The following is a 25152-nucleotide window of genomic DNA, read 5'->3' on the forward strand; positions in this document are numbered from 1 at the left end:
ACCATCGTCACACTGTGATTACGGAGTGCGTCCGATGAGTTGGCAAAGCAGGTTCGCGTGCTGGCTGCTGCGCTGGCAGTTCCGTCCCGAGACCACGCGCGAGGTGCTCGATCCTGCCCGCGCACGGCGCTTTACCGACCTGCGAATGTATGTGCCGCGCCGCGCGCCGTCGGGCTACCGGCTGCGCCAGTGCTACGGCGCGGGCGACGCGCCGCTGCGCGGCGAATGGCTCGAACGCACCGACGCGTGCGAGGGGCGCCGGCCCGGCCGCACGCTGCTGTACTTCCACGGCGGCGGCTATTACTTCTGTTCGACGAAAACCCACCGGCCGCTCGTGTTCGGCCTGACGAAGCGCGCGGGCGTGCGCTCGTTCTCGCTCGACTACCGGCTGGCGCCCGAAAACCGTTTCCCGGCCGCGCTCGACGATGCGCTGGCGGCGTACCGGCAACTGCTGGCGCTCGGCACGCCGCCCGAGTCGATCGTGCTCGGCGGCGATTCGGCGGGCGGCGGTCTCGCGCTCGCGACGCTCGTCGCGCTGCGCGACCGTGGCGAGCCGCTGCCGGCCGGCGCGATCCTGTTCTCGCCCTGGACTGATCTGGCCGCCACCGGCGCGACGCTGCGCACGAACGACGGCGCCGATCCGATGTTCGCGGGCGCGGCGCTGCCGAAGGCCGCGAAGCTTTACCTGGGTGACGAGCCGGGCACGAATCCTTACGCATCGCCGCTCTATGCGGATTTCGCCGGCCTGCCGCCGTTGTATATCCAGGTCGGCAGCACCGAGGTGCTGCTCGACGATTCGCGCCGCGTCGCCGAGAAGGCGAAGGCGGCCGGCGTGGCGGTGGAGATCGAGGTGTGGCCGGACATGCCGCACGTGTGGCAGCTGTACGTGCCGATGGTGCCGGAAGCACGCGACGCGCTCGACCGCGCGGCCGCGTTCCTGCGCCGCGTCGCGGTCGAACGAGCGGTTCAGCGTGCCGGCGAGGCGTCGATCGCCTGATAGGCCGCCTTGACGGCCACCGAGCCGTACTTGCGCTCGAGCCGGCGCACGGTGAAATGGCCTTGCGCCATCTGCTGGAAGTGGTCGATGAACAGCGTATTGACGGTCGCGCCGAGCACGGCGCCGATCGCCGGAATCGACTTCGCGGCCATCTGCTCGGTCACCTGCACCGAGAAGCGCGACGCCACCGTCTGCACGAGCTTGAACACGGCCGCCGAGCTGTGCGCGGCGATGCCCTTCGTCGTGATGTCCGACGATGCCTTCGAGATCGCCTGCGCGAGCGCGCCGCGCAGCACGAAATAGCCGAGATCGGCGTCCTCTTCCTGTTTGTCCGGGTTGCCGCCCATGCCGAGCACGGCCAGGCATTGCAGCTGGGTATCGACCGAGCTCAGGTCTTCGCCCTCGCTGCGCGCGATGTCGCACACCGAGCGGAAGATCAGCGTCGTCGTCACCGGCAGTTCGACCGGCAGCGCGAGAAAGCCGAACGCGCCGCCCGCCGCGCCGGTGGTCGCGACGGCGAGCTTGTGCAGCAGGTTGCTCGGCTTGTCGGGTTCGGCGTCCGGCGCCGGCGGCTTGCCGAGCGTGCGCAGCGCGATGTTCAGGCACTTGCGCAGCGCGAGCTGCGTCGCGTCGTTGATCTTGCCTGTCGCGAAATCCGGCAGCCGGGCGATCATTTTCTCGACCGGCGCGCCCAGCATGCCCGTCAGCTTCATCGTCAGCGACGGGCTTTCCAGCACCTGTTTCGCGCGCCACAGCGCGTCCCGATCCTCCTGCGACAGCGTGGTCGCGGGGGTGATTGAAATCGGTTCCATCTTTCTCCTTGGGGGGGCTGAGCCAGTTTGGCCGTCGCCGGCCTAGATTACTCCGGCATGCTAGAATTTTGAGATTGTTTGACTCGTCAAAAGTTGCGCCAACAAAAAATGGCCGTCCATACTGCCGCCCACCATTCGAGCGGGCAAGTCCTGCCGTTCCGTGAATCGCTGCTGGCGATGATCGGGATCTCATTTGTCACCATGCTCGTCGCGCTCGACCAGACCGTCGTCGGCACGGCGCTGCCGACCATCGTCGCCGAGCTGCGCGGATTCGACCTGTACGCGTGGGTCGCGACCTCATACCTGCTCAGTTCCGTGATCACGGTGCCGATCTTCGGCCGCCTCGGTGACTATTACGGTCGCAAGCCGTTCGTCATCGCGTCGATCGTCGTGTTCACCGGCGCGTCCGTGCTGTGCGGGATGGCGAACGACATGCTGATGCTCGTGCTCGCGCGCGGGCTGCAGGGGATCGGCGGCGGGATGCTGGTCGGCACCGCGTTCGCGTGCATTCCCGACCTGTTCCCCGATTCCGTCGTGCGGCTGCGCTGGCAGGTGCTGATGAGCTCCGCGTTCGGCATCGCGAACGCGGTCGGCCCGTCGCTCGGCGGCGTGCTGACCCAGTCGTTCGGCTGGCGCTCGGTGTTCTACGTGAACCTGCCGGTCGGCCTGCTGTCGCTGCTGTTCGTGTGGCGTTACCTGCCGCACCTGCGCCACGTCGAGCACGATCGCAAGATGCGGCTCGACTGGCCGGGCGCGCTGCTGATCGCGCTGTCGCTCGGCGCGCTGCAGTTGTTCGTGGAATGGCTGCCGAAGTACGGCGTCGCGAGCTGGGCCTCGCTGCTGCTCGTCGTCGCGGTCGCGGCCGGTTTCGGCCTGTGGCACTGGGAGCGGCGCTGCGCGCAGCCGATCTTGCCGTTCGACATGTTCGGCAACCGCGCGCTGTCGGCACTCTTCGTGTTGGCGATCCTCGCCGGCTTCTCGATGTTCTCGCTGCTGTTCTACGCGCCGCTGCTGTTCCAGGGCGGGTTCGGGATGTCGCCGAAGGAGGCGGGGCTCGTGATCACGCCGCTCGTCGTGTTCATCACGATCGGCAGCATCATGAACGGCCGGGTCGTCACGCGCATCCGCAATCCGAACGCGATGCTGCACGTCGGCTTTGTGCTGTTCGCGATCACCTGCGCGGGCGTCGTCGTGTCGACCCACACGACGCCGAAGTGGGTGCTGATGGCGCTGATGGTCGCGGGCGGCATCGGGCTCGGCTTCGTGCTGCCGAACCTCACCGTCTTCGCGCAGCAGACGGCCGGCCGCGAGCATCTCGGCATCGCGACGGCGCTGTTGCAGTCGCTGCGGATGGTCGGCGGAATGGTCGGCACCGCGCTGACCGGCACGCTGGTCAACCAGATGTACTCGAGCGGCGTGCGCAGTGCGCTGTCGGCCGATCATGCGACGCCGTGGCATGCGCAGCTCGCCGATCCGCAAATCCTGATCGATCGCGCCGCGCAGGGCGGTCTGGTCGCGGAGCTGACGCGTGCAGGGCATAATGGCGCGCTGCTGCTGGAGGCGGCCCGCGAGTCGCTCGTCGGCGCGATTCACCTGGGCGTCGCAATGGCGGCCGTCGTCGCCGTGGTGTCGGTGTGGCAGTGCCGCCGCGTGCCGCCGATCGCGCTGCGGCACAAGATCGAACCGCATGTCGCGGCCGACTGAACGATTGAACGAGTAGAACTGAGCGCATGGAAGAACAGGACCGCGTCGCGATCTTGCAGCAATTCGGACGCACGTATCGTGCGTTCATGATCGCGTTCGAGGCGCACGTCGGGCAACCGATGCCGCGCTGGCGCATCATGGTCGCACTGCACACGATGGGCGGGCATTCGTCGCAGAAGAAGCTCGTCGAAGTGCTGCGCATCGATCCAGGCGCGCTCACGCGCCAGTTGAAGTCGCTCGACGCGCTCGGCTGGATCCAGCGTGAATCCGATGCACGCGACAATCGCGTGACCAACGTGACGCTGACGGACGACGGCCGCGCCGCGTTCGACACATGCCTGCCACGCCGCAAGGCATTTCTCGACCAGACGATGGCCCAATTGCCGGACGACGTGCTGAATGCGCTGTCGGGCGCGCTGGCGATGCTGGAGGCGCGGATCGCGGACGTCGGCTCGACACCGGCCGCGCGCTGAAGCGCGACGCGGGCAGGCGCGTGCGCCGCGCCCGCGACCGATCGCGGCCGGCAGGCGGGCACGAAATTCCGCCGGCCGGCCGGCGCTTCATCTCATCTCAATTCACTTTCGATTTACAGCTCGATGCGCGTCCCCAGCAGCGCGAGGAACTGCGCGAGCCAGGCCGGATGCGCAGGCCATGCGGGCGCGGTGACGAACGGCGCGTCGGTCACGGCCGCATCGACCGGGATGTCCGCGTATTCGCCGCCGGCGAGCTTCACCTCGGGCGCGCAGGCCGGGTAGGCCGAGATGCGCTTGCCGCGGATCACGTCGGCGGCCGCGAGCAGTTGCGCCGCGTGGCAGATCGCGGCGATCGGCTTGCCGGCTTCGGCGAACTCGCGCACGAGCGAGATCACCTTCGGATCGAGTCGCAGGTATTCGGGAGCACGGCCGCCCGCGATCGCGAGCGCGTCGTAGCGCGATGCGTCGACGTCGTCGAACGCCGCGTTCAGTGTGAACTGGTGGCCGGGCTTCTCGGTGTAGGTCTGGTCGCCCTCGAAATCATGGATCGCGGTCTTGATCTTGTCGCCCGCGCGCTTGCCCGGGCAAACTGCATCGACGTGGTGGCCGACGGCCTGCAACGCCTGGAACGGCACCATCGTTTCGTAGTCTTCGGCGAAATCGCCGGTCAGGAACAGGATCTTCTTCGCGGCCATGGCTTTCTCCAGTGGAGCTGCGTTGAGGGCCCGCGCGGCAGGCGCGTGCAACGCCCGCCTGGGGCCCCGAGGACGAAAGCGCAGTGTACTCCGGCCGCTTGAAGCGCGCGTGACGGCCGCCCCGCGCGAGCGGCGGGGCGGTACGCGCGACGCGCGTCAGAAGAAGGTTTCGACGACTTCCGTCACGCTGAACTGCGGATCGAGCACGAGCACCTGGCGCCACTTGTCGAACGTCAGGCACGGGTGCGAGATGTCGAACGCGACCATGTCGCCCACTTTCACGTCCGCGCCCGGCGGGATCTGCAGGTACGCATGCTGGTCCATCATCCCGGTGACGGCCCAGCCTTCGGTGGCGGCGACGTCGCGCGGCGCGGTATCGCGGCCCGGGCGGAAATGGCGCGCCGGCTCCGGCAGCCCCGCGTCGAACGCCGCGTCGCGCTTGCCGAGCGCGACGATCGCGCGATCGGCCTCCGGCACCGACTGCACATAGGCCCACAGCTGCAGCGCGGGCAGCAGCCCTTCGCCCATCGTGCGAGCGATCGGGTTGCGCGCGAACACGTCGGTCTGCGCCTTCTTGTAGATGCCGACATCGTGCGTCAGGTAGCAGCCCGGACGCAGCACGACTTCCGCGAAGCCGGCGTTCGACGCCTTCGCGAATTCCTCCGCGACCACGTCGTACCATGCCGAACCGGCGCCGGACAGGATCGCCGGCGTACGCGCGAAGCGGCCCGCTTCGGCCAGCTCGCGCGTGAGCGCGACCGCTTCCTGCAGGAACGTGCGGATCTCGCCTTCCTCCTTCAGCACGCCTTCGTACAGTTCGATACCGGCCAGCTTCAGCGTGTCCGGATAGCGCGCGATCGCGGCCAGCACGGCCTCGCGCTGCGCGGCATCGCGCACGCCTGCGCGGCCGCCCGGCACGCCGAGCTCGAGCAGCACGTTCAGCGGCTTCTTCAGTGCGCCGAAGAAGCGGCCGAGCTGGTCGACGCTCTCCGCCGAATCGACCAGGCAGAAGAATTCGAAGTCGGGATCGGACAGCAGCCCGGCGATGATCGTCATGTTCTGGCGGCCGACCAGCTGGTTGGCGAGCAGCACGCGCCGCACGCCGCCGTGATACGCGGCCTGCGTCTGGTGCGCGGTCGCGAGCGTGATGCCCCAGGCGCCGGCGTCGAGCTGACGGCGGAACAGCTGCGGCGCCATCGTCGTCTTCCCGTGCGGCGCAAACTTGACGCCGTACTTCTGGACGAATGCCTGCATCCAGTTCAGGTTGTGTTCGATGCGGTCCTCGTACAGCACGGCGGCCGGCAGGCTGACGTCTTCCGCAAGCAGGTTCCACTCGAGCCGGCCCGCGTCGCCGAGCGGCACGCTGGCGCTCGGCAGATTGCCGAGACCCTTGCCGAACGGATCGATCGTCGCTTCCTGATAGTTTGTAACTTTCATGTCATCCCACTCCATCATCACTATGCATTGCACTGAAGTTGACACGCCGATGGTACAGAAAGTAGCATCGGCGCGGTGATGTTATTTAGTAACATCGAGCTTCGCACCCTTTTCCGCAGATGAATACGCCCGTCACCCCGTCCGTTCCGCCCGCGGCCGAGCTCCATCCGGCGCCTGCCGCTACGCCGATCCTCGACATCGTCGCGCGGATCGCCGAATGCGCGCCCGAGCTGCGCGAAGCCGAGAGAAAGGTCGCCGCGTACATCCTCGCCGATCTCGCGCGCGCCGCGCATGCAAGCATCGGTGCACTTGCGCGCGACGCGGAGGTCAGCGTCGCGACGGTCACGCGTTTCGCGAAAGCGGTCGGCTGCCGCGACGTGCGCGAACTGAAAGTGCTGGTCGCGCAGGCGGCGGCCGTCGGGCAGCGCTTCCTGGTGCCGTCCGATGACGCGCCGGCCGACGACGCGAGCCCCGCGTCGATGGTCTATGACGAGATCCGCGTGGCGCTCGCGCACAACCATCAGTTGCTGCGCAATACGTCGTTCGACGAAGCGGCCGACCTGCTCGCCGGCGCGAAGATGACCTATGTGTACGGGCAGGGCGGCGGCTCGACGGCGCTTGCCGACGAGCTGCGCTTCCGGCTCGTGCGCTTCGGCCGGCCGGTCGCGAGCTACCAGGACAGCTTGCTGCAGCGGATGGTGGCCGCGACGCTGTCGCGCGACACCGTCGTCGTCGCGCTGTCGGTGAGCGGCCGCGTGCCCGAGCTGCTCGAGAGTTGCAGGCTCGCGAAGCGCTACGGCGCGAAGCTGATCGCGATCACCGCGCCGGCTTCGCCGCTTGCGAAGCTGGCCGACCACCTGATTCCGGTCGTCGCGTTCGAAACCGATTTCATTTACAAGCCGTCGACATCGCGTTACGCGATGATGATGGCGATCGACGTGCTCGTCACCGGAGTCGCATTGCGGCTCGGCGATGCGGGCCGAGAATCGCTGCGTCGCATCAAGCACGCGCTCGATGCGCATCGCGGCGGCGGAGACCGTCAACCGGTAGGAGACTGACCCATGCATTCGCATCCCGAAGCCGCCGATACGCTGATCGTCGGTGCGCAGTTGTACGACGGCACCGGCGCGCCGCCCGTCACGCGCGACGTCGCGATCCGCAACGGCGTGATCGCGGCGATCGGCAACCTGTCGAACTGGCTTGCCGAGACCGTCGTCGATGCGGACGGCCGCGCGCTCGCGCCGGGCTTCGTCGACGTGCACACGCACGACGACACGCACGTGATCCGCGCGCCGGAGATGATCCCGAAGATCTCGCAGGGCGTGACGACCGTGATCGTCGGCAACTGCGGGATCAGCGCGTCACCGGTGACGCTCGCGGGCGATCCGCCCGATCCGATGAACCTGCTCGGCGAGCGCGGTGCATTCCTGTACCCGACCTTCGCCGACTACGTCGCGGCCGTGAACGACGCGCGTCCGGCCGTGAACGTCGCGGCGCTCGTCGGTCACACGGCGCTGCGCAACAACCAGATGGACCGCCTCGACCGCGCGGCGACCGACGGCGAGATCGCCGGCATGCGCGCGCAGCTCGAGGAGGCGCTCGCGAACGGCGCGCTCGGTTTGTCGTCGGGCCTCGCGTACGGCTCCGCGTTCGCGGCGCCGACCGAGGAGGTGATGGCGCTCGCCGAGCCGCTCGCGAACGCGGGCGCGCTGTACACGACGCACATGCGCACCGAGTTCGACGCGATCCTCGACGCGATGGAAGAGGCGTACCAGGTCGGCCGCCACGCGCGCGTGCCGGTCGTGATCTCGCACCTGAAGTGCGCGGGCCCGTCGAACTGGGGGCGAAGCACCGAAGTCCTCGCATCGCTCGAAGGCGCGCGCCGCTACCAGCCGGTCGGCTGCGACTGCTATCCGTACAGCCGCAGCTCATCGACGCTCGACCTGAAGCAGGTGACGGGCGACATCGACATCACGATCACGTGGTCGGAGCCGCACCCGGAAGTGGCGGGCAAGCTGCTTAAGGCGATCGCGGCCGACTGGGGCGTGACCGAGCAGGAAGCCGCGCAGCGCATCCGCCCGGCGGGCGCCGTGTACCACAACATGTCCGAGGACGATGTGCGCCGGATCCTGTCGCACCCCGCGACGATGGTCGGCTCCGACGGCCTGCCGAACGATCCGTTGCCGCACCCGCGACTGTGGGGCGCGTTCCCGCGCGTGCTGGGCCATTACGTGCGCGACACGAACCTGCTGCCGCTCGAGGAGGCGATCCGCAAGATGACGTCGCTGTCCGCGCGCCGCTACGGGATCGCGCGGCGCGGCGAGGTGCATGTGGGTTACCACGCGGATCTCGTGCTGTTCGACCCGGCTCGCGTGATCGACGCCGCGACGTTCGAGAAGCCGCAGCAGCCCGCACACGGGATCGACGCCGTGTGGGTGAACGGCGTGCTCACCTATGAAAACGGCCAGCCGACCGGCGAGCGCGCGGGCGGCTTCGTCGCGCGCGGCGAGCGCGTGCCGGTGGGTGCCGAGGCTGCGTTCTGAGTCCGGGCGCGGCTGTTGTTCCGATCTTCCCGCGCGCGCCGCTGCAGGCGTGCGCATCCGCAACCGTGCGTTGCATGGGATTCGGGTCGGCGCTGATGCGCCTGCCCGGGTCGACGAAACAAGGAGTGAAACGATGAAGCGATATGGCGTAGGCGAAGCGAAGGGCACGGGCGGCCAGGTGATGCCGTTTGCACGCGCGGTCGAGGCCGACGGCTGGTTGTACGTGTCGGGCCAGACGCCGATGGTGAACGGCGAGGTCGTCGAAGGCGGCATCGTCACGCAGTCGAAGCAGACGATCGAGAACGTGATTGCGATCCTGAAGGAAGCCGGCTACGGCCTCGAGCACGTCGTGCGCTGCGGCGTGTGGCTCGACGACGCACGCGATTTCGCGTCGTTCAACAAGGTGTTCGTGTCGTACTTCGGCGAGCATCCGCCGGCACGCGCGTGCGTGCAGTCGAGCATGGTCATCGACTGCAAGGTCGAGGTCGACTGCATTGCTTACAAGGCGCCGGCGAAGTAACGCGGCCGCGCTTCCCCGCGCACAATAAAGCAGCCCGGTCGGTTGAACCCGACCGGGCTGTTTCGTTTGGTCCTTACCCGCCCGCCGCCCTCACTGCCGCGCCGTCCGCGCGTTGTCCGGCATCGGCTGGTTGTAGTTCGTGCGGAACGGGTTGATGTCGAGCCCGCCGCGGCGCGTATAGCGCGCATATACCGCGAGCTTCACCGGTTTGCACGCATGCAGGATGTCGAGGAAGATCCGCTCGACGCATTGCTCGTGAAAGCCCGTGTGATTGCGGAACGAGATGATGTAGCGCAGCAGGCCGGCATGATCGATCTGCGGCCCGACGTAGTGGATCTGCACGCTGCCCCAGTCGGGCTGGCCCGTGACCGGGCAGTTCGAGCGTAACAGGTCGGACACGAGTGTCTCCTCGACCGGCGCTTCGTCCTCGGCGGCCGACAGCAGCGACGGATCGGGTTCGTACACGTCGGTGTCGAGGTCGAGCCGGTCGAGCGACAGCCCGTCGAGCTCCTCCATCTCCAGCTTGCCGAAATCGTGCGCCGACACGAGCTGCACGGAGACGCTCGCGCCGCATGCGGCCGACACGTCGCGCTTCAGCGTGTCGCGCACCGCGTCGATCGAGTCGAACTTCGTCTGCGCGAACGAGCCGAGATACAGCTTGAAGGACTTCGATTCGACGATGTTCGGCGATTCGGCCGGCACGTAGAAGGTCGCGACCGCGACCTGCGGCTTGCCGCGCGCGTTGAGCCACGACAGCTCGTACGCGTTCCAGATGTCGGTGCCGAAGAACGGCAGCGCCGACGTGATGCCGAGCTGCTCGCGCGCGCCGGCGCGCGGAATCGGGAACAGCAGCGACGCGTCGTACTGGGCGGCGTAGACGGTGGCCTTACCGAGCGGGGAATGTTCGGGATTCATGCGTGTCGCCCTTACGACAAAAAGAGGCGGTAAGCCGGGTTGGCGCTCTCCTCGACATACGGATAGCCGAGTGCCGCGAGGAAGCGTTCGAATTCGGCGCGATCGGCCTGCGGCACCTGCAGCCCGACGAGGATCGAGCTGTAGTCCGCGCCCTGGTTACGGTAGTGGAACAGGCTGATGTTCCAGTGCGGCGCCATCGACGACAGGAACTTCATCAGCGCGCCCGGCCGTTCCGGGAATTCGAAGCGGAACAGGCGCTCGTCGAGCGCGAGCGGCGAACGGCCGCCCACCATGTAACGGATGTGTTCCTTCGACAGTTCGTCGTGCGTCAGGTCGACGGTCTTGAACCCGTGCGATTCGAAGTTCGCGGCGATCTCGGCCGATTCACCGCGGCGCTTGATCTGCACGCCAACGAAGATGTGCGCGGCCAGCGCATCGGCGATCCGGTAGTTGAACTCGGTGACGTTGCGGTCGCCGACGAGCGAGCAGAAGCGCTTGAAGCTGCCGCGCTCCTCGGGGATCGTGACCGCGAACACGGCTTCCCGCGCTTCGCCCACTTCCGCGCGCTCCGCGACGAAGCGCATCCGGTCGAAGTTCATGTTCGCGCCGGACGTGACCGCGACAAGCGTCTGGTTCTCGATGCCTTCGCGTTCCGCGTAGAGCTTCGCGCCCGCCACCGCGAGCGCGCCGGACGGTTCGAGCACGCTGCGCGTGTCCTGGAAGACGTCCTTGATCGCCGCGCACAGCGCGTCGGTGTTCACCGTGACGACGCCGTCGAGGTATTCGCTGCAGAGCCGGAAGGTTTCCTCGCCGACCAGCTTCACGGCGGTGCCGTCCGCGAACAGGCCGACCTCGCTCAGTTCGACGCGCTTGCCGGCTTCCAGCGACTGCGCCATCGCGCACGAATCCTCGGCCTGCACGCCGATCACCTTGATCTCCGGGCGCACCGCCTTCACGTAGGCCGCGACGCCGGACGCGAGCCCGCCGCCGCCGATCGGCACGAAGATCGCGTGGATCGGGCCCTGGTGCTGGCGCAGGATTTCCATCGCGATCGTGCCCTGGCCGGCGATCACGTACGGATCGTCGAACGGGTGGACGAACGTGAGGCCGCGCGCTTCTTGCACCTTGAGCGCGTGTGCATACGCGTCGCTGTAGGATTCACCGGCCTGGATCACCTCGACGCTCGGGCCGCCGTGCGCACGCACCGCATCGACCTTCACCTGCGGCGTCGTGACCGGCACGACGATCACGGCCTTCACGCCCATCCGGGCCGCCGAGAACGCGACACCCTGCGCGTGGTTGCCGGCCGACGCCGTAATCACGCCGCGCGCGAGCGCGTCCGCCGGAATGTGCGCCATCTTGTTGTACGCGCCGCGCAGCTTGAACGAGAACACCGGCTGGTTGTCCTCGCGCTTCAGGTAGACCGCATTGCGCAGCCGGGCCGACAGGTTGCGGGCGGATTCGAGTTCCGTCTCGATCGCGACGTCGTAGACGCGCGCGGTGAGGATTTTCTTCAGGTAATCGTGGGATGCCATGGGCGCTCGCGTGCAGTGCGGAAGCAGACGGTAAAGGATCAATGATAGCGCCAAGGGTCCGCCCGCATGCAAGCGGCGTGCCGGGCGCGCGCTCGCGGGGCCGTACTGGCGGGGCGTCGGCGCGCTCGCATGGCCCGTTTTTACCGGTTTAACCGCGTGGTTACCGACCGGACGGGCGGCGAATGATCGCGCGAAATCGCGCCAAGCCAGGCCTGGAGCGGCTCGCGGCGATAGCCCCACGACCTGTCCGACGTGTCACGCATGGCCCGATCATGGGTTAGAATTCCGTTTTGAATCAAGGATCGGAAGATGCAGAGGCACCCTCAGATCGCCCCGTTGAAGCCGACGCCGCGCGCAGCCACCCCCGCGGCGGAACGGCATGCGCGCCGCGCGCGATCGTGCTGATGGTTCCGAGTGCCGCCAGGCCCTGTCGCCGGCCACGAGGGGCGAGTCAACGCCCGTTCCGGCCCCATGAAGGACAGCCGCGCGCCTGGTAACAGAACAGATTTCCCCAAGATTGCGCCCACGCGCTTGCCGACGCCCGTGCACGGGGTATCGGCCCTCCGAGTCGTCCGAACATGAACGCACCACAAGTTTTCGATCCGAATGGCGCGGCCGCTGCCGTCGCCGCCGACCCCGCGCCCCGGTTGCGCGAGATTCCCTACAACTACACGTCTTTCTCGGATCGCGAGATCGTGATCCGCCTGCTCGGCGAAGAGGCGTGGTCGGTGCTCGACGAACTGCGCGCCGAACGCCGTACGGGTCGCTCGGCGCGGATGCTGTATGAAGTGCTCGGCGACATCTGGGTCGTGCGCCGCAATCCGTACCTGCAGGACGACCTGCTCGACAACCCGAAGCGCCGCGCGCTGCTGATCGAGGCGCTGAACCACCGCCTGACCGAGATTGGCAAGCGCCGCAGCGCGGATCTCACCGAGCACCGCGACGACGCGGGCCGCGAACGCGCGTCGCGCGTCGCGATGCTCGAAACCGCCGCGCAGCGCGCGGTCAACGAGTTCGCCGACGAATTCGAGAAGATGGCCGATCTGCGCCGCCGCGCCACCAAGGCGCTCGGCCGCTGCACGCAGAAGGACAACATCCGTTTCGACGGGCTGTCGCGCGTGTCGCACGTGACCGACGCGACCGACTGGCGCGTCGAATACCCGTTCGTCGTGCTGACCCCCGATAGCGAAGCCGAGATCGCCGGCCTCATCAAGGCCTGCTTCGAACTCGGCCTGACCGTGATCCCGCGTGGCGGCGGCACCGGCTACACGGGCGGCGCGGTGCCGCTCACGCCATTCTCCGCGGTGATCAACACCGAGAAGCTCGAGCAGCTCGGCGCGGTCGAGCTGACCGAGCTGCCGGGCGTCGCGCACAAGGTGCCGACGATCTTCTCCGGCGCGGGCGTCGTCACACGCCGCGTGACCGAGGCGGCGGAAGCGGCCGGCTACGTGTTCGCGGTCGATCCGACCTCGCTCGACGCGTCGTGCATCGGCGGCAACGTCGCGATGAACGCGGGCGGCAAGAAGGCCGTGCTGTGGGGCACCGCGCTCGACAACCTGGCCTGGTGGCGGATGGTCGACCCGGACGGCAACTGGCTCGAAGTCACGCGCCACGAGCACAACCAGGGCAAGATCCACGACATCGCGGTCGCGCGGTTCGAGCTGAGGTGGTTCGACGGTGCCTACGCGCCAGGCGAGAAGCTGCTGAAGAGCGAGATGCTCGAGATCGAAGGCCGCCGGTTCCGCAAGGAAGGGCTCGGCAAGGACGTGACCGACAAGTTCCTCGCCGGCCTGCCAGGCGTGCAGAAGGAAGGCTGCGACGGGCTCATCACGTCCGCGCGCTGGGTGCTGCACAAGATGCCCGCGCACACGCGCACGGTCTGCCTCGAATTCTTCGGCCAGGCGCGCGAGGCGATCCCGAGCATCGTCGAGATCAAGGATTACCTGTTCGAGACGTCGAAGCAGGGCGGCGCGATCCTCGCGGGCCTCGAGCACCTCGACGAGCGCTACCTGCGCGCGGTCGGCTACGCGACCAAGAGCAAGCGCAATGCCTTCCCCAAGATGGTGCTGATCGGCGACATCGTCGGCGACGATGCCGATGCGGTCGCGCACGCCACGTCCGAAGTGATCCGGATGGCGAACGGCAAGAGCGGCGAAGGCTTCGTCGCGGTCAGCGCGGAGGCGCGCAAGCGCTTCTGGCTCGACCGCAGCCGTACGGCCGCGATCGCGAAGCACACGAACGCGTTCAAGATCAACGAAGACGTCGTCATTCCGCTGAACCGGATGGGCGAGTACACCGACGGCATCGAGCGGATCAACATCGAGCTGTCGCTGAAGAACAAGCTGCAGCTCGTCGACGCGCTGGAAGCGTTTTTCCGTGCCGGCAACCTGCCGCTCGGCAAGACCGACGACGCGAACGAGATCCCGAGCGCCGAACTGCTCGAAGACCGGGTCCAGCAGGCGCTGGAGCTGCTCAAGCGCGTGCGGGCGCGCTGGGAATTCGTGCGCGACCGCCTCGACCAGCCGCTGCGCGAGGCGCAGCACTACCTCGTGCAGCTCGGCTACGAGGCGCTGGCCGAGAAGTTCGCGGACCGCGCGGACGAGCAGCCGGGCGCGACCGTGTTCCACATCACGCAGGACCGCACGGTCCGCATCTCGTGGAAGCAGGAGATCCGCGCCGAGCTGCGCGCGATCTTCAACGGCGGCGCGTTCAAGCAGATCCTTGACGAGGCGCAGGCGATCCACAAGCAGGTGCTGCGCGGCCGCGTGTTCGTCGCGCTGCACATGCACGCGGGCGACGGCAACGTCCACACCAACCTGCCGGTCAACTCCGACAACTACGAGATGCTGCAGGACGCCCACGCGGCGGTCGCTCGCATCATGACGCTCGCGCGTTCGCTCGACGGCGTGATTTCCGGCGAGCACGGCATCGGCATCACGAAGCTCGAGTTCCTGACCGACGACGAGATCGCGGAATTCCGCGCGTACAAGCAACGCGTCGACCCGAACGGCCGCTTCAACAAGGGCAAGCTGCTCGAAGGCGCTGATCTTCGCAACGCGTATACGCCGAGCTTCGGGCTGATGGGGTACGAGTCGCTGATCATGAAGCAGTCCGACATCGGCGCGATCGCCGATTCGGTGAAGGACTGCCTGCGCTGCGGCAAGTGCAAGCCGGTGTGCGCGACGCACGTGCCGCGCGCGAACCTGCTGTACAGCCCGCGCAACAAGATCCTCGCGACGTCGCTGCTGGTCGAGGCGTTCCTGTACGAAGAGCAGACGCGCCGCGGCGTGTCGATCAAGCACTGGGACGAGTTCAACGACGTGGCCGACCACTGCACGGTGTGCCACAAGTGCGCGACGCCGTGCCCGGTGAAGATCGACTTCGGCGACGTCACGATGAACATGCGCAACCTGTTGCGCAAGATGGGCAAGAAGAAGTTCAACGCCGGCAATGCGGCGGGCATGTTCTTCCTGAACGCGACCAACCCGCAGACGATCAACGTCGCGCGCAGCGTGATGATGGGCGCCGGCTACAAGGTGCAGCGCTTCGCGAACGACATGCTGAAGAAGGTCGTGACGAAGCAGACGCAGCACCCGCCGGCGACGGTCGGCAAGCCGCCCGTGGTCGAGCAGGTGATCCACTTCGTCAACAAGAAGATGCCGGGCAACCTGCCGAAGAAGACGGCGCGCGCGCTGCTCGACATCGAGGACAACAAGATCGTGCCGATCATCCGCAACCCGAAGTCGACCACCGTCGATTCGGAAGCGGTGTTCTACTTCCCGGGCTGCGGCTCCGAGCGCCTGTTCTCGCAGGTCGGTCTCGCGACGCAGGCGATGCTGTGGGAGGCCGGCGTGCAGACGGTGCTGCCGCCGGGCTACCTGTGCTGCGGCTATCCGCAGCGCGGCTCGGGCCAGTACGACAAGGCCGAGAAGATCGTCACCGACAACCGCGTGCTGTTCCACCGGGTCGCGAACACGCTGAACTACCTCGACATCAAGACGGTGGTCGTGTCGTGCGGCACTTGCTACGACCAGCTCGCCGGCTACGAATTCGACAAGATCTTCCCGGGCTGCCGGATCATCGACATCCACGAGTTCCTGCTCGAGAAGGGGATGAAGCTCGATGGCGTGACGGGCACGCGCTACATGTATCACGACCCGTGCCACACGCCGATCAAGACGATGGATCCGGTGAAGCTCGTCAACGAGCTGATGGGCGCGGAGAAGGACGGCTACAAGATCGAGAAGAACGATCGTTGCTGCGGTGAGTCGGGCACGCTCGCGGTCACGCGCCCGGACGTGTCGACGCAGGTCCGCTTCCGCAAGGAAGAGGAGATCCGCAAGGGGGCCGCGAAGCTGCGCAGCATCCCGGTCGTGGCCGGCAACGCGCCGGCGCCGGCCGCCGCGGCCGCGAACGGCCCGGACGTGAAGATCCTGACGAGCTGCCCGTCGTGCCTGCAGGGCCTGTCGCGCTACAGCGAGGACGCGAACCTCGAGGCCGACTACATCGTCGTCGAAATCGCGCGTCAGGTGCTCGGCGAGAACTGGATGGCCGATTATGTCGCACGTGCGAACCATGGCGGGATCGAGCGCGTGCTGGTCTAATGCGGGCATGACGAACGCCCGACCGGGCTAGGGATGAGCGGGCGCCGGCGCAGCAATGCGGGCGCCCGTCCACATGGGAGCGACGATGGAATGCGTGTTTTGCCGTGAAGACGGCGGCGAGCTGCTCTGGCAGGACGATGCGCTGCGTGTCGTCCTCGCGACGGGCGAGCACGAATATCCGGGCTTCTGCCGGGTGATCTGGGGCGCGCACGTGGCCGAATTTTCCGATCTTGGCGAGCCGGAGCGGGCGCATTTGATGCGCGTGGTCTACGCGGTCGAGCGGGCCGTGCGCCGCGTGATGCAGCCGAACAAGGTGAATCTCGCGAGCCTCGGCAACATGGTGCCGCACGTGCACTGGCATGTGATCCCACGCTTTTCCAACGACGCTCATTTCCCGCAGCCCGTATGGGCGCCGCGCCAGCGCAGCGTGTCCGAGGCGCTGCTGCGCGCGCGCGCGGCGCAGGCCTCGCTGCTGCACAATGCGGTGCGCGAGGAAATTCAACGCATGACCGATTCGAGGCAGCCATGAGTGGTTTGACTTCCACGACGCCGATTCCGTCCGGCGTCGTCGTGCACGCGGTGTCGCGCGTGCTCGAATTGCAGTACCCGAATGGCGACAGCTACCGGATTCCGTTCGAGCTGATGCGCGTGTATTCGCCGTCGGCCGAGGTTCGCGGCCACGGGCCCGGCCAGGAAACGCTGCAGACGGGCAAGCGCGAAGTGACGATCACCGCGCTCGAGGGCGTCGGCAACTACGCGCTGCAGCCGACGTTTTCGGACGGCCATTCGACCGGCATCTACTCGTGGGACCTGCTGTACGAACTGGCCACGCAGCAGGACGCGCTGTGGCGCGACTATTTCGACAAATTGAAGGCCGCGGGCGTCGAGCGCGACGCCCCGATGCCGGCGGCGAGCGCGTCGCACGGCCACTGCCACTGAAATTCGACGGCGCCCGCTCGGCGCCGTCTTGCCATTTACTGAGGATCAACGCGATGAGCAAAACCCACTTCGGCTTCGAAAGCGTCGAGGAAAACGAAAAAGCGAAGAAAGTGGCGGGTGTGTTCCATTCGGTCGCGAGCAACTACGATCTGATGAACGACCTGATGTCGGCGGGCATGCACCGCGCGTGGAAGGCGTTCACGATCGCGCAGGCGAACGTGCGCGCCGGTTTCAAGGTGCTCGACCTTGCGGCCGGCACCGGCGACCTGACCAAGGCGTTCGCGAAGGCGGCCGGGCCGACGGGCGAGGTCTGGCACACGGACATCAACGAATCGATGCTGCGCGTCGGCCGCGACCGGCTGCTGGACAAGGGCATCGTGACGCCGTCGCTGCTGTGCGACGCGGAGAAAATTCCCTTTCCGGACAACTACTTCGATGTGGTCACGGTCGCGTTCGGGCTGCGCAACATGACGCACAAGGACGCCGCGCTGGCCGAGATGCGCCGCGTGACGAAGCCCGGCGGCCGCGTGATGGTGCTGGAATTCTCGAAAGTCTGGGATCCGCTGAAAAAAGCGTACGATCTGTATTCTTTCAAAGTATTACCGTGGCTTGGCGACAAGTTCGCGAAAGATGCTGAAAGTTACCGGTATCTTGCTGAATCTATCCGGATGCACCCCGATCAGGACACGCTGAAGACGATGATGGAACAAGCGGGCCTCGATGCCGTCAAATATTACAATTTGTCAGGTGGCGTGGTAGCTTTACACATGGGAGCCAAGTACTAAGGGGCTCTTTCCATACATTTGTCTTACATCCGGAGAAGCTGATGTTCGAATCGCGTTCGTTGTTCAACCGTGACAAGCCGTCGAAGCCGTGGGCTCGACGGGTCGGCACGCTGCTGATGGTCGGCCTGCTCACGGCCGGCACGTTCGCATCGCTCGACGCCGAAGCCAAGCGCATGGGCGGCGGGCGCAGCATCGGCCGCCAGAATTCCACCGTCACGCAGCGCCAGGCCACGCCGCCTGCGCAGCAGCCGATGCAGCAGGCCGCGCCGTCGCAGGCGCAGCGTGCGAATCCGGCCGCGCCCGCGCCGGCCGCGCAGCCCAACCGCTCGCGCTGGCTCGGGCCGATCGCCGGCCTCGCGGCCGGTCTCGGCATCGCGGCGCTGCTGTCGCACTTCGGCCTGGGCGGCGCATTCGCGAGCATGATGGCGAACGTCATCGTGATCGCGCTGCTCGCGATGGTCGGTATCTGGCTGATCCGCAAGTTCATGAACCGCCGTCGTCCGCAGGAACCGGCGTACTCGGTCGGCGGCTCGTCGTCGTCGTCGGGCGGTTACTCGCAAAGCCCGTCGTTCCAGCAGGGCAGCACCGGCAGCAACTATGCGGGTAGCGGCAGCAGCTACGCGAACGAAGCGCAAGGCGTGTTCGGCGGCGGTGCCGCGGGCGCCGGCGCGGCAGCGGCTGCTGCGGCAGCGCCGCTCCAGGTGCCGGCCGGCTTCGACACCGAAGCGTTCCTGCGCAGCTCGAAGGTCTATTTCGTGCGCCTGCAGGCCGCGTGGGACCAGGGTAACCTGGCCGACATTCGCGAGTTCACGACGCCCGAAATGTTCGCCGAGATAAAGATCGACCTCGATTCGCGCGGCAACGAGTCGAACCAGACCGACGTCGTGCAGCTCGACGCGGAACTGGTCGCGATCGAGGATCGCGGCATCGAGCAGTCGGCGAGCGTGCGCTTCCACGGCCTGATCCGCGAATCGGCGAATGCGTCGGCCGCACCGTTCGACGAAGTGTGGAACCTGTCGAAGTCGGGCAGTCAGGGCTGGCTGCTCGCGGGCATCCAGCAGATCAACACGCACTGAGCGTGACCGGCGGCTCGCGCCGCCGGACACCCGGGCAACGGCCGCCGCACTGCGACCGCTTGCCGCCCGGGTGTGCGGTCAGGCACGGTCTGCCGACGATCCGACGTTACAATAGAAACCCGCGTGGGCGCCCGGCCTGTGCGGGTTTTTTCTTTCCCAGCCCGATGACCTTTGCCGCCAAGCCTTTTGCTGCTGCTGTCAATCACCTGCTCGCCCGCGAATCGTGGGCGCGCGACCGCCTGATTCCGTATGCGGGCAAGACTGCCCGGATCGACGTGCCTCCCGTCACGCTCACGCTGCTGGTGCAGCCCGACGGCTATCTGTCGGCCGTCGATTCGCACGATGCGCAGCAGGTCGACGTGTCGATCGCGCTCGCGGGCGACACGGTCGCTGCGTTCCTGCAGGGCGGCCAGGCAGCCGTGATGAAGCACGTGAAGATCGAGGGCGACGCGGAGTTCGCGACGCAGATCGCGAAGCTGGCCGAGCACCTGCGCTGGGAACCTGAAGAAGATCTCGCGAAGCTGGTCGGTGACGCCGCGGCACACCGGATCGCGACGGTCGTGCGCGACGCCGGCGCGCGCGCGCGACGCACCGGCCGCAACGTGCTCGATTCCGTCGCCGAATACTGGCTCGACGAGAACCCGCAAGTCGTCCGGCGCGCGTCGCTCGGCGGCTTCGACGCCGAACTGGCGCGCGCACGCGATGCGCTCGCGCGGGTCGAAAAGCGGGTCGAGCGACTCGAACAAAAAATCGGCGCGCGCACGGGTTCCGGCCCGCGCGGCGCGCACTGAGGGGCCGCAGGGCATGCGCATTTTTCGTTTCATCAAGATTGTCTACACCGTCATCCGCTTTGGCCTCGACGAAGTGATGCTGTCCCGGATCGACGACCGGCGCGTGAAGCTGCTGCTGCGGATCACGACGATCGGCCGCCGCTATTCCGATCCGCCCGCTGTGCGGCTGCGTCACGCGCTCGAAAGCCTCGGCCCGATCTTCGTGAAGTTCGGTCAGGTGCTGTCAACGCGCCGCGACCTGCTGTCGGTCGACTTTGCGAACGAACTCGCGAAGCTGCAGGACCAGGTGCCGCCGTTCGAGTCGGCGGTCGCGATCGGGATCATCGAGAAGTCGCTCGGCGCGCCGGTCGATGAGTTGTTCGACGAATTTGAGCGCGAGCCGGTCGCGAGCGCATCGATCGCTCAGGTGCATTTCGCGAAGCTGAAGCAGGGCCAGCACGCGGGCAAGGCCGTCGCCGTCAAGGTGCTGCGCCCGAACATGCTGTCCGTGATCGATTCCGACCTCGCGCTGATGCGCGACATCGCGATCTGGACCGAGCGCATGTGGGCCGACGGCCGGCGCCTGAAACCGCGCGAGGTCGTCGCCGAATTCGACAAGTACCTGCACGACGAACTCGACTTGATGCGCGAAGCCGCGAACGGCAGCCAGTTGCGCCGCAATTTCGCGGGCCTCGACCTGCTGCTCGTGCCCGAGATGTTCTGGGATTTCTCGACGTCGCAGGTGCTGGTGATGGAGCGCATGACCGGCGTGCCGATCAGCCAGGTCGAGACGCTGCGTTCGGCCGGCGTCGACATCAAGAAGCTCGCGCGCGAAGGCGTCGAGATCTTCTTCACGCAGGTGTTCCGCGATGGCTTCTTCCACGCGGACATGCACCCGGGCAACATCCAGGTGAGCCTCGATCCGAACACGTTCGGCCGCTACGTCGCGCTCGATTTCGGGATCGTCGGCGCGCTGTCCGATTTCGACAAGAACTACCTCGCGCAGAACTTCCTCGCGTTCTTCAAGCGCGACTACCACCGCGTCGCGACGCTCCACCTCGAGTCGGGCTGGGTGCCGCCCGAAACGCGCGTCGAGGAACTCGAAAGCGCGATCCGCGCGGTGTGCGAGCCGTATTTCGACCGGGCGCTGAAGGACATCTCGCTCGGCCAGGTGCTGATGCGCCTGTTCTCGACGTCGCGCCGTTTCAACGTCGAAATCCAGCCGCAGCTCGTGCTGCTGCAGAAGACGATGCTGAACGTCGAGGGGCTCGGCCGCTCGCTCGACCCTGAACTGGACCTGTGGAAGACCGCGAAGCCGTACCTCGAGCGCTGGATGACCGAGCAGATCGGCCTGCGCGGCTGGTACGAACGCTTCAAGGTCGAGGCGCCGCAGTGGAGCAAGACGCTGCCGCAACTGCCGCGCCTGATCCACCATGCGATGGCCGCGCGCCATGACGCGCCGCGCGCGGCGAGCGAGGACCTGATGCGCCAGATCCTCGTCGAGCAGAAGCGGACGAACCGGCTGCTGCAGGCGCTGCTGATCTTCGGTCTCGCCGTTGGCGTCGGAGCGCTCGTTGCACGTGTGCTGCTCGCGCTCGCGTACGGCACATGACCGAAAGGAGCAGGGCGATGTCCGATCCGAAGCAACCCGCTACACCGTCAGCCGCCGATTTCGCGACGCGCGATCCCGGCAACGCGTCATTCTGGGACGAGCGTTTCGAGCGTGGCGTGACACCGTGGGAATTCGGAGGCGTGCCCGAGGGTTTTGGGGTGTTCGCGCACCGGCTCGAGCCGTGCGCGGTGCTGATTCCTGGCTGCGGCAGTGCGCAGGAAGCCGGGTGGCTGGCTGAAGCCGGCTGGCCCGTGCGTGCGATCGATTTCGCCGCGCAGGCGGTGGCTGCCGCGAAGGCGCAACTCGGCGCGCATGCGGGTGTCGTCGAGCAGGCCGATTTCTTTGCGTACCGGCCGCCGTTCGACGTGCAGTGGGTGTACGAGCGCGCGTTCCTGTGCGCGCTGCCGCCGGCCATGCGTGCCGGCTATGCGGCGCGCATGGCCGAGCTGCTGCCGGCGGACGGATTACTGGCCGGCTATTTCTTCCTGACGGCGAAACCGAAGGGGCCGCCGTTCGGAATCGAGCGTGCCGAACTCGATGCGCTGCTTACGCCGCACTTCGAGCTGATCGAGGATTTGCCCGTGACCGATTCGCTGCCCGTGTTCGAAGGGCACGAGCGCTGGCTCACGTGGCGTCGCCGCTGATGCGCGGGTGTCGCGGCCATTGCCGGAGAGCGGCAGGGTTTCGGCTATAATTCAAGGTTTTGCAAGCCGTTTCCAGTTTCCGCGGGAAAAATATCATGCCGATCTACGCCTATCGATGCGAAGCGTGTGGTTTCGCGAAGGACGTGCTCCAGAAAATGAGCGACGCACCGCTGTCGCAGTGTCCGGAATGCGGGAAGGATGCGTTTCGCAAGCAGGTCACCGCTGCGGGCTTCCAGCTGAAGGGTTCGGGTTGGTATGTCACCGATTTCCGTGGCGGTTCGGGCGGCACCAGCGCGCCGGCGACGGCGTCGGGCGACGCAGCACCGGCGGCAACGACCGAAACCGCGCCCGCTGCGGCTGCGCCGGCTGCATCGAGCAGTTCCGAAAGTACGACGACGAGCGCCGCGCCCGCCCCGGCTGCAGCGCCCGCCGCCAGCAGTTGACCGTCGCGGCCCGGCCGGGCTGCGACCAACCCGCGCCGCCGGCGCGGTTCATTGACGGCAGATGATGAAAAAGACGACCCTGAAATCGGTGTTTCTGACCGGCCTGCTGGTTCTCGTCCCGCTCGCGATCACGCTGTGGGTGCTCGGTCTCATCATCGGCACGATGGACCAGACGCTGCTCCTGCTTCCCGAATCGTGGCAGCCCGAGCGGTTGCTCGGCTTCCACCTGCCGGGGATCGGCGCGGTGCTGACGCTCGCGTTCATCTTCGTCGTCGGGCTGGCCACGCAGAACTTCATCGGCCAGAAGCTCGTCACGTGGTGGAACGCCGTGGTGCGTCACATCCCGGTCGTCGGGCCGATCTACACGAGCGTCAAGCAGGTGTCGGACACGCTGCTGTCGAGCAGCGGTAACGCGTTCCGCAAGGCGCTGCTGATCGAATACCCGCGTCGCGGCTCGTATACGATCGCGTTTCTGACCGGCACGCCGGGCGGCGACGTGCTCAATCATCTGACGGAAGAATACGTGAGCGTCTATATTCCGACGACACCGAACCCGACGTCGGGGTTCTTCCTGATGCTGCCGAAGAGCGAAGTCATCGAACTCGACATGTCGGTCGATGCCGCGCTGAAGTACATCGTCTCGATGGGCGTGGTGGCGCCCCCGGCGCCGGCTCCGGCGCCTGCGCGCCGCCCCGTCGAGCCGCCGCTGTAAGTAAAGAATCATCGCCCGGGCCGCGCGTTGCGGCGCCCGTTGATCAAACCGAACGAAAGCAAACATCATGTCGATGCGTACTGAATACTGCGGTCTCGTGACCGAACACCTGCTGGGCCAAACCGTGTCGCTGTGCGGCTGGGTGCAGCGCCGCCGCGATCACGGCGGTGTGATCTTCATCGACCTGCGCGATCGTGAAGGCCTCGTGCAGGTGGTGTGCGACCCGGATCGCGCGGAAATGTTCGCGACCGCCGAAGGCGTGCGCAACGAGTTCTGCGTGCAGATCAAGGGCCTCGTGCGCAACCGTCCGGAAGGCACGGTCAACGCCGGCCTGAAGAGCGGCAAGATCGAAGTGCTGTGCCACGAACTGAACGTGCTGAACGCGTCGGTCACGCCGCCGTTCCAGCTCGACGACGACAACCTGTCGGAAACGACGCGTCTCACGCACCGCGTGCTCGATCTGCGCCGCCCGCAGATGCAGCACAACCTGCGCCTGCGCTACCGCGTCGCGATCGAAGCGCGCAAGTACCTCGACGAGCAGGGCTTCATCGACATCGAAACGCCGATGCTGACGAAGAGCACGCCGGAAGGCGCGCGCGACTACCTCGTGCCGTCGCGCGTGAACGCAGGCCAGTTCTTCGCACTGCCGCAATCGCCGCAGCTGTTCAAGCAGTTGCTGATGGTCGCGAACTTCGACCGTTACTACCAGATCACCAAGTGCTTCCGCGACGAAGACCTCCGTGCCGACCGTCAGCCGGAATTCACGCAGATCGACTGCGAAACGTCGTTCCTCGGCGAGCAGGAAATCCGTGACCTGTTCGAAGACATGATCCGTCACATCTTCAAGACGACGATCGACGTCGAACTCGACGCGAAATTCCCGGTGATGCCGTACTCGGAAGCGATGGCGCGTTTCGGTTCGGACAAGCCGGACCTGCGCGTGCAGCTCGAATTCACCGAGCTGACCGACGCGATGAAGGACGTCGACTTCAAGGTGTTCAGCACGCCGGCCAACGCGAAGGACGGCCGTGTCGCGGCACTGCGCGTGCCGAAGGGCGGCGAGCTGTCGCGTGGCGACATCGACGGCTACACCGAATTCGTGCGCATCTACGGCGCGAAGGGCCTCGCATGGATCAAGGTCAACGAGAAGGCGAAGGGCCGTGACGGCCTGCAAAGCCCGATCGTCAAGAACCTGCACGACGCATCGATCGCGGCGATCCTCGAGCGCACCGGCGCGGAAGACGGCGACATCATCTTCTTCGCGGCCGACCGCGCGAAGGTCGTCAACGACAGCCTCGGCGCGCTGCGCCTGAAGATCGGCCATTCGGAATTCGGCAAGGCGAACGGACTCGTCCAGGCTGGCTGGAAGCCGCTGTGGGTCGTCGACTTCCCGATGTTCGAATACGACGACGAAGATGCGCGCTACGTCGCTGCGCACCACCCGTTCACGAGCCCGAAGGACGAGCACCTCGAGTACCTCGAGACGGATCCGGGCCGTTGCCTCGCGAAGGCGTACGACATGGTGCTGAACGGCTGGGAAATCGGCGGCGGCTCGGTGCGTATCCACCGCGAGGAAGTGCAGAGCAAGGTGTTCCGCGCGCTGAAGATCGGTGCGGAAGAAGCGCAACTGAAGTTCGGCTTCCTGCTGGACGCACTGCAGTACGGCGCGCCGCCGCACGGCGGTATCGCATTCGGTCTCGACCGCATCGTCACGATGATGGCCGGCGCCGATTCGATCCGCGACGTGATCGCATTCCCGAAGACGCAGCGTGCGCAGGATCTGCTCACGCAGGCACCGAGCCCGGTCGACGAGCGTCAGCTGCGCGAACTGCACATCCGTCTGCGTCAGCCGGAGCAGCCGAAGGCGTAACGCGTTTCGTACCCGGTCGTGTGTGCGTTCGCGCACACACGACGCACATGAAATAGGCGCAGCGAT

22 protein-coding genes are annotated in these 25152 nt (G+C 66.8%); 17 read left to right on the plus strand and 5 right to left on the minus strand.

Annotation, left to right across the window (positions count from 1 at the left end; all coding sequences use genetic code 11):
* Positions 1 to 34 precede the first annotated feature (34 nt).
* Complete coding sequence (locus HWX39_RS27135; RefSeq protein ID WP_175970835.1) at positions 35 to 997, plus strand: alpha/beta hydrolase; 963 nt, start codon at positions 35 to 37, stop codon at positions 995 to 997.
* On the opposite strand, the gene HWX39_RS27140 is transcribed toward HWX39_RS27135, so the two are convergent.
* Entirely contained in the window at positions 967 to 1809 is an 843-nt protein-coding gene (locus HWX39_RS27140; protein ID WP_175970836.1) for an EcsC family protein, read from the minus strand. The genes HWX39_RS27135 and HWX39_RS27140 overlap by 31 nt on opposite strands.
* A 108-nt stretch (positions 1810 to 1917) precedes the next feature.
* On the opposite strand from HWX39_RS27140, the gene HWX39_RS27145 reads away from it, so the two are divergent.
* On the plus strand, positions 1918 to 3513 hold the full coding sequence (locus HWX39_RS27145; RefSeq protein ID WP_175970837.1) for an MDR family MFS transporter: 1596 nt from the start codon (positions 1918 to 1920) through the stop codon (positions 3511 to 3513).
* Between the two features lie 26 nt (positions 3514 to 3539).
* Positions 3540 to 3986, plus strand: a complete 447-nt coding sequence (locus HWX39_RS27150; RefSeq protein WP_175970838.1) for a MarR family transcriptional regulator — start codon at positions 3540 to 3542, stop codon at positions 3984 to 3986.
* A gap of 113 nt (positions 3987 to 4099) precedes the next feature.
* Here HWX39_RS27150 and HWX39_RS27155 read toward each other — a convergent pair whose 3' ends face one another.
* Both HWX39_RS27155 and HWX39_RS27160 read right to left on the minus strand, forming a co-directional pair.
* Positions 4100 to 4681, minus strand: a complete 582-nt coding sequence (locus tag HWX39_RS27155) for a DJ-1/PfpI family protein (RefSeq protein WP_021161332.1) — start codon at positions 4679 to 4681, stop codon at positions 4100 to 4102.
* Between the two features lie 156 nt (positions 4682 to 4837).
* The gene (locus HWX39_RS27160) at positions 4838 to 6118 is read right to left on the minus strand and encodes an amino acid deaminase (RefSeq protein ID WP_174940195.1); all 1281 of its coding nucleotides are present in this window, start codon (positions 6116 to 6118) and stop codon (positions 4838 to 4840) included.
* Positions 6119 to 6237: 119 nt separating this feature from the next.
* Between HWX39_RS27160 and HWX39_RS27165 the strand changes: the two genes are divergently transcribed.
* The 3 genes from HWX39_RS27165 to HWX39_RS27175 all read left to right on the plus strand — a co-directional run bounded on the left by HWX39_RS27165 (position 6238) and on the right by HWX39_RS27175 (position 9181).
* A complete protein-coding gene (locus HWX39_RS27165) occupies positions 6238 to 7176 on the plus strand; it encodes a MurR/RpiR family transcriptional regulator (protein ID WP_175970839.1) in 939 nt (312 codons plus the stop codon).
* Between the two features lie 3 nt (positions 7177 to 7179).
* Positions 7180 to 8661: a D-aminoacylase gene (locus tag HWX39_RS27170; protein WP_175970840.1), complete on the plus strand. Its 1482-nt coding sequence runs from the start codon at positions 7180 to 7182 to the stop codon at positions 8659 to 8661.
* A gap of 133 nt (positions 8662 to 8794) precedes the next feature.
* Positions 8795 to 9181 carry a Rid family hydrolase gene (locus HWX39_RS27175; protein WP_006751946.1) on the plus strand — a complete coding sequence of 129 codons (387 nt, stop codon included), beginning with the start codon at positions 8795 to 8797 and terminating at the stop codon, positions 9179 to 9181.
* Positions 9182 to 9271: 90 nt separating this feature from the next.
* Here HWX39_RS27175 and queF read toward each other — a convergent pair whose 3' ends face one another.
* The gene (gene queF, locus HWX39_RS27180; protein WP_175970841.1) at positions 9272 to 10096 is read right to left on the minus strand and encodes an NADPH-dependent 7-cyano-7-deazaguanine reductase QueF; all 825 of its coding nucleotides are present in this window, start codon (positions 10094 to 10096) and stop codon (positions 9272 to 9274) included.
* 11 nt (positions 10097 to 10107) lie between these two features.
* A complete protein-coding gene (gene ilvA / locus HWX39_RS27185; protein ID WP_175970842.1) occupies positions 10108 to 11631 on the minus strand; it encodes a threonine ammonia-lyase, biosynthetic in 1524 nt (507 codons plus the stop codon).
* Between the two features lie 578 nt (positions 11632 to 12209).
* On the opposite strand from ilvA, the gene HWX39_RS27190 reads away from it, so the two are divergent.
* From HWX39_RS27190 to aspS, 11 genes are all read left to right on the plus strand, one after another.
* Entirely contained in the window at positions 12210 to 16235 is a 4026-nt protein-coding gene (locus HWX39_RS27190) for a DUF3683 domain-containing protein (protein ID WP_175970843.1), read from the plus strand.
* 85 nt (positions 16236 to 16320) lie between these two features.
* Positions 16321 to 16764 carry an HIT family protein gene (locus HWX39_RS27195; protein ID WP_175970844.1) on the plus strand — a complete coding sequence of 148 codons (444 nt, stop codon included), beginning with the start codon at positions 16321 to 16323 and terminating at the stop codon, positions 16762 to 16764.
* A complete protein-coding gene (locus HWX39_RS27200) occupies positions 16761 to 17174 on the plus strand; it encodes a DUF971 domain-containing protein (protein WP_175970845.1) in 414 nt (137 codons plus the stop codon). The genes HWX39_RS27195 and HWX39_RS27200 overlap by 4 nt, the downstream gene beginning before the upstream one ends.
* 53 nt (positions 17175 to 17227) lie before the next feature.
* Positions 17228 to 17959 (plus strand): bifunctional demethylmenaquinone methyltransferase/2-methoxy-6-polyprenyl-1,4-benzoquinol methylase UbiE, encoded by a 732-nt coding sequence (ubiE, locus tag HWX39_RS27205; RefSeq protein ID WP_175970976.1) that lies wholly within the window; start codon positions 17228 to 17230, stop codon positions 17957 to 17959.
* A gap of 41 nt (positions 17960 to 18000) precedes the next feature.
* Positions 18001 to 19035, plus strand: a complete 1035-nt coding sequence (locus HWX39_RS27210) for a TIM44-like domain-containing protein (protein WP_175970846.1) — start codon at positions 18001 to 18003, stop codon at positions 19033 to 19035.
* Between the two features lie 164 nt (positions 19036 to 19199).
* On the plus strand, positions 19200 to 19826 hold the full coding sequence (locus tag HWX39_RS27215; RefSeq protein WP_175970847.1) for an SCP2 sterol-binding domain-containing protein: 627 nt from the start codon (positions 19200 to 19202) through the stop codon (positions 19824 to 19826).
* Between the two features lie 13 nt (positions 19827 to 19839).
* Positions 19840 to 21417, plus strand: a complete 1578-nt coding sequence (ubiB, locus tag HWX39_RS27220; protein WP_175970848.1) for a ubiquinone biosynthesis regulatory protein kinase UbiB — start codon at positions 19840 to 19842, stop codon at positions 21415 to 21417.
* A 17-nt stretch (positions 21418 to 21434) separates the two neighbouring features.
* Entirely contained in the window at positions 21435 to 22061 is a 627-nt protein-coding gene (locus HWX39_RS27225) for an SAM-dependent methyltransferase (protein ID WP_175970849.1), read from the plus strand.
* A 95-nt stretch (positions 22062 to 22156) separates the two neighbouring features.
* Positions 22157 to 22504: an FmdB family zinc ribbon protein gene (locus HWX39_RS27230; RefSeq protein ID WP_175970850.1), complete on the plus strand. Its 348-nt coding sequence runs from the start codon at positions 22157 to 22159 to the stop codon at positions 22502 to 22504.
* Between the two features lie 61 nt (positions 22505 to 22565).
* Entirely contained in the window at positions 22566 to 23216 is a 651-nt protein-coding gene (locus HWX39_RS27235) for a DUF502 domain-containing protein (protein ID WP_175970851.1), read from the plus strand.
* Positions 23217 to 23283: 67 nt separating this feature from the next.
* The gene (gene aspS, locus HWX39_RS27240) at positions 23284 to 25086 is read left to right on the plus strand and encodes an aspartate--tRNA ligase (protein ID WP_006477843.1); all 1803 of its coding nucleotides are present in this window, start codon (positions 23284 to 23286) and stop codon (positions 25084 to 25086) included.
* The last annotated feature ends 66 nt before the right edge of the window (positions 25087 to 25152 follow it).

The organism is Burkholderia sp. BCC0322 (assembly GCF_902833045.1).
Lineage (GTDB): Bacteria > Pseudomonadota > Gammaproteobacteria > Burkholderiales > Burkholderiaceae > Burkholderia.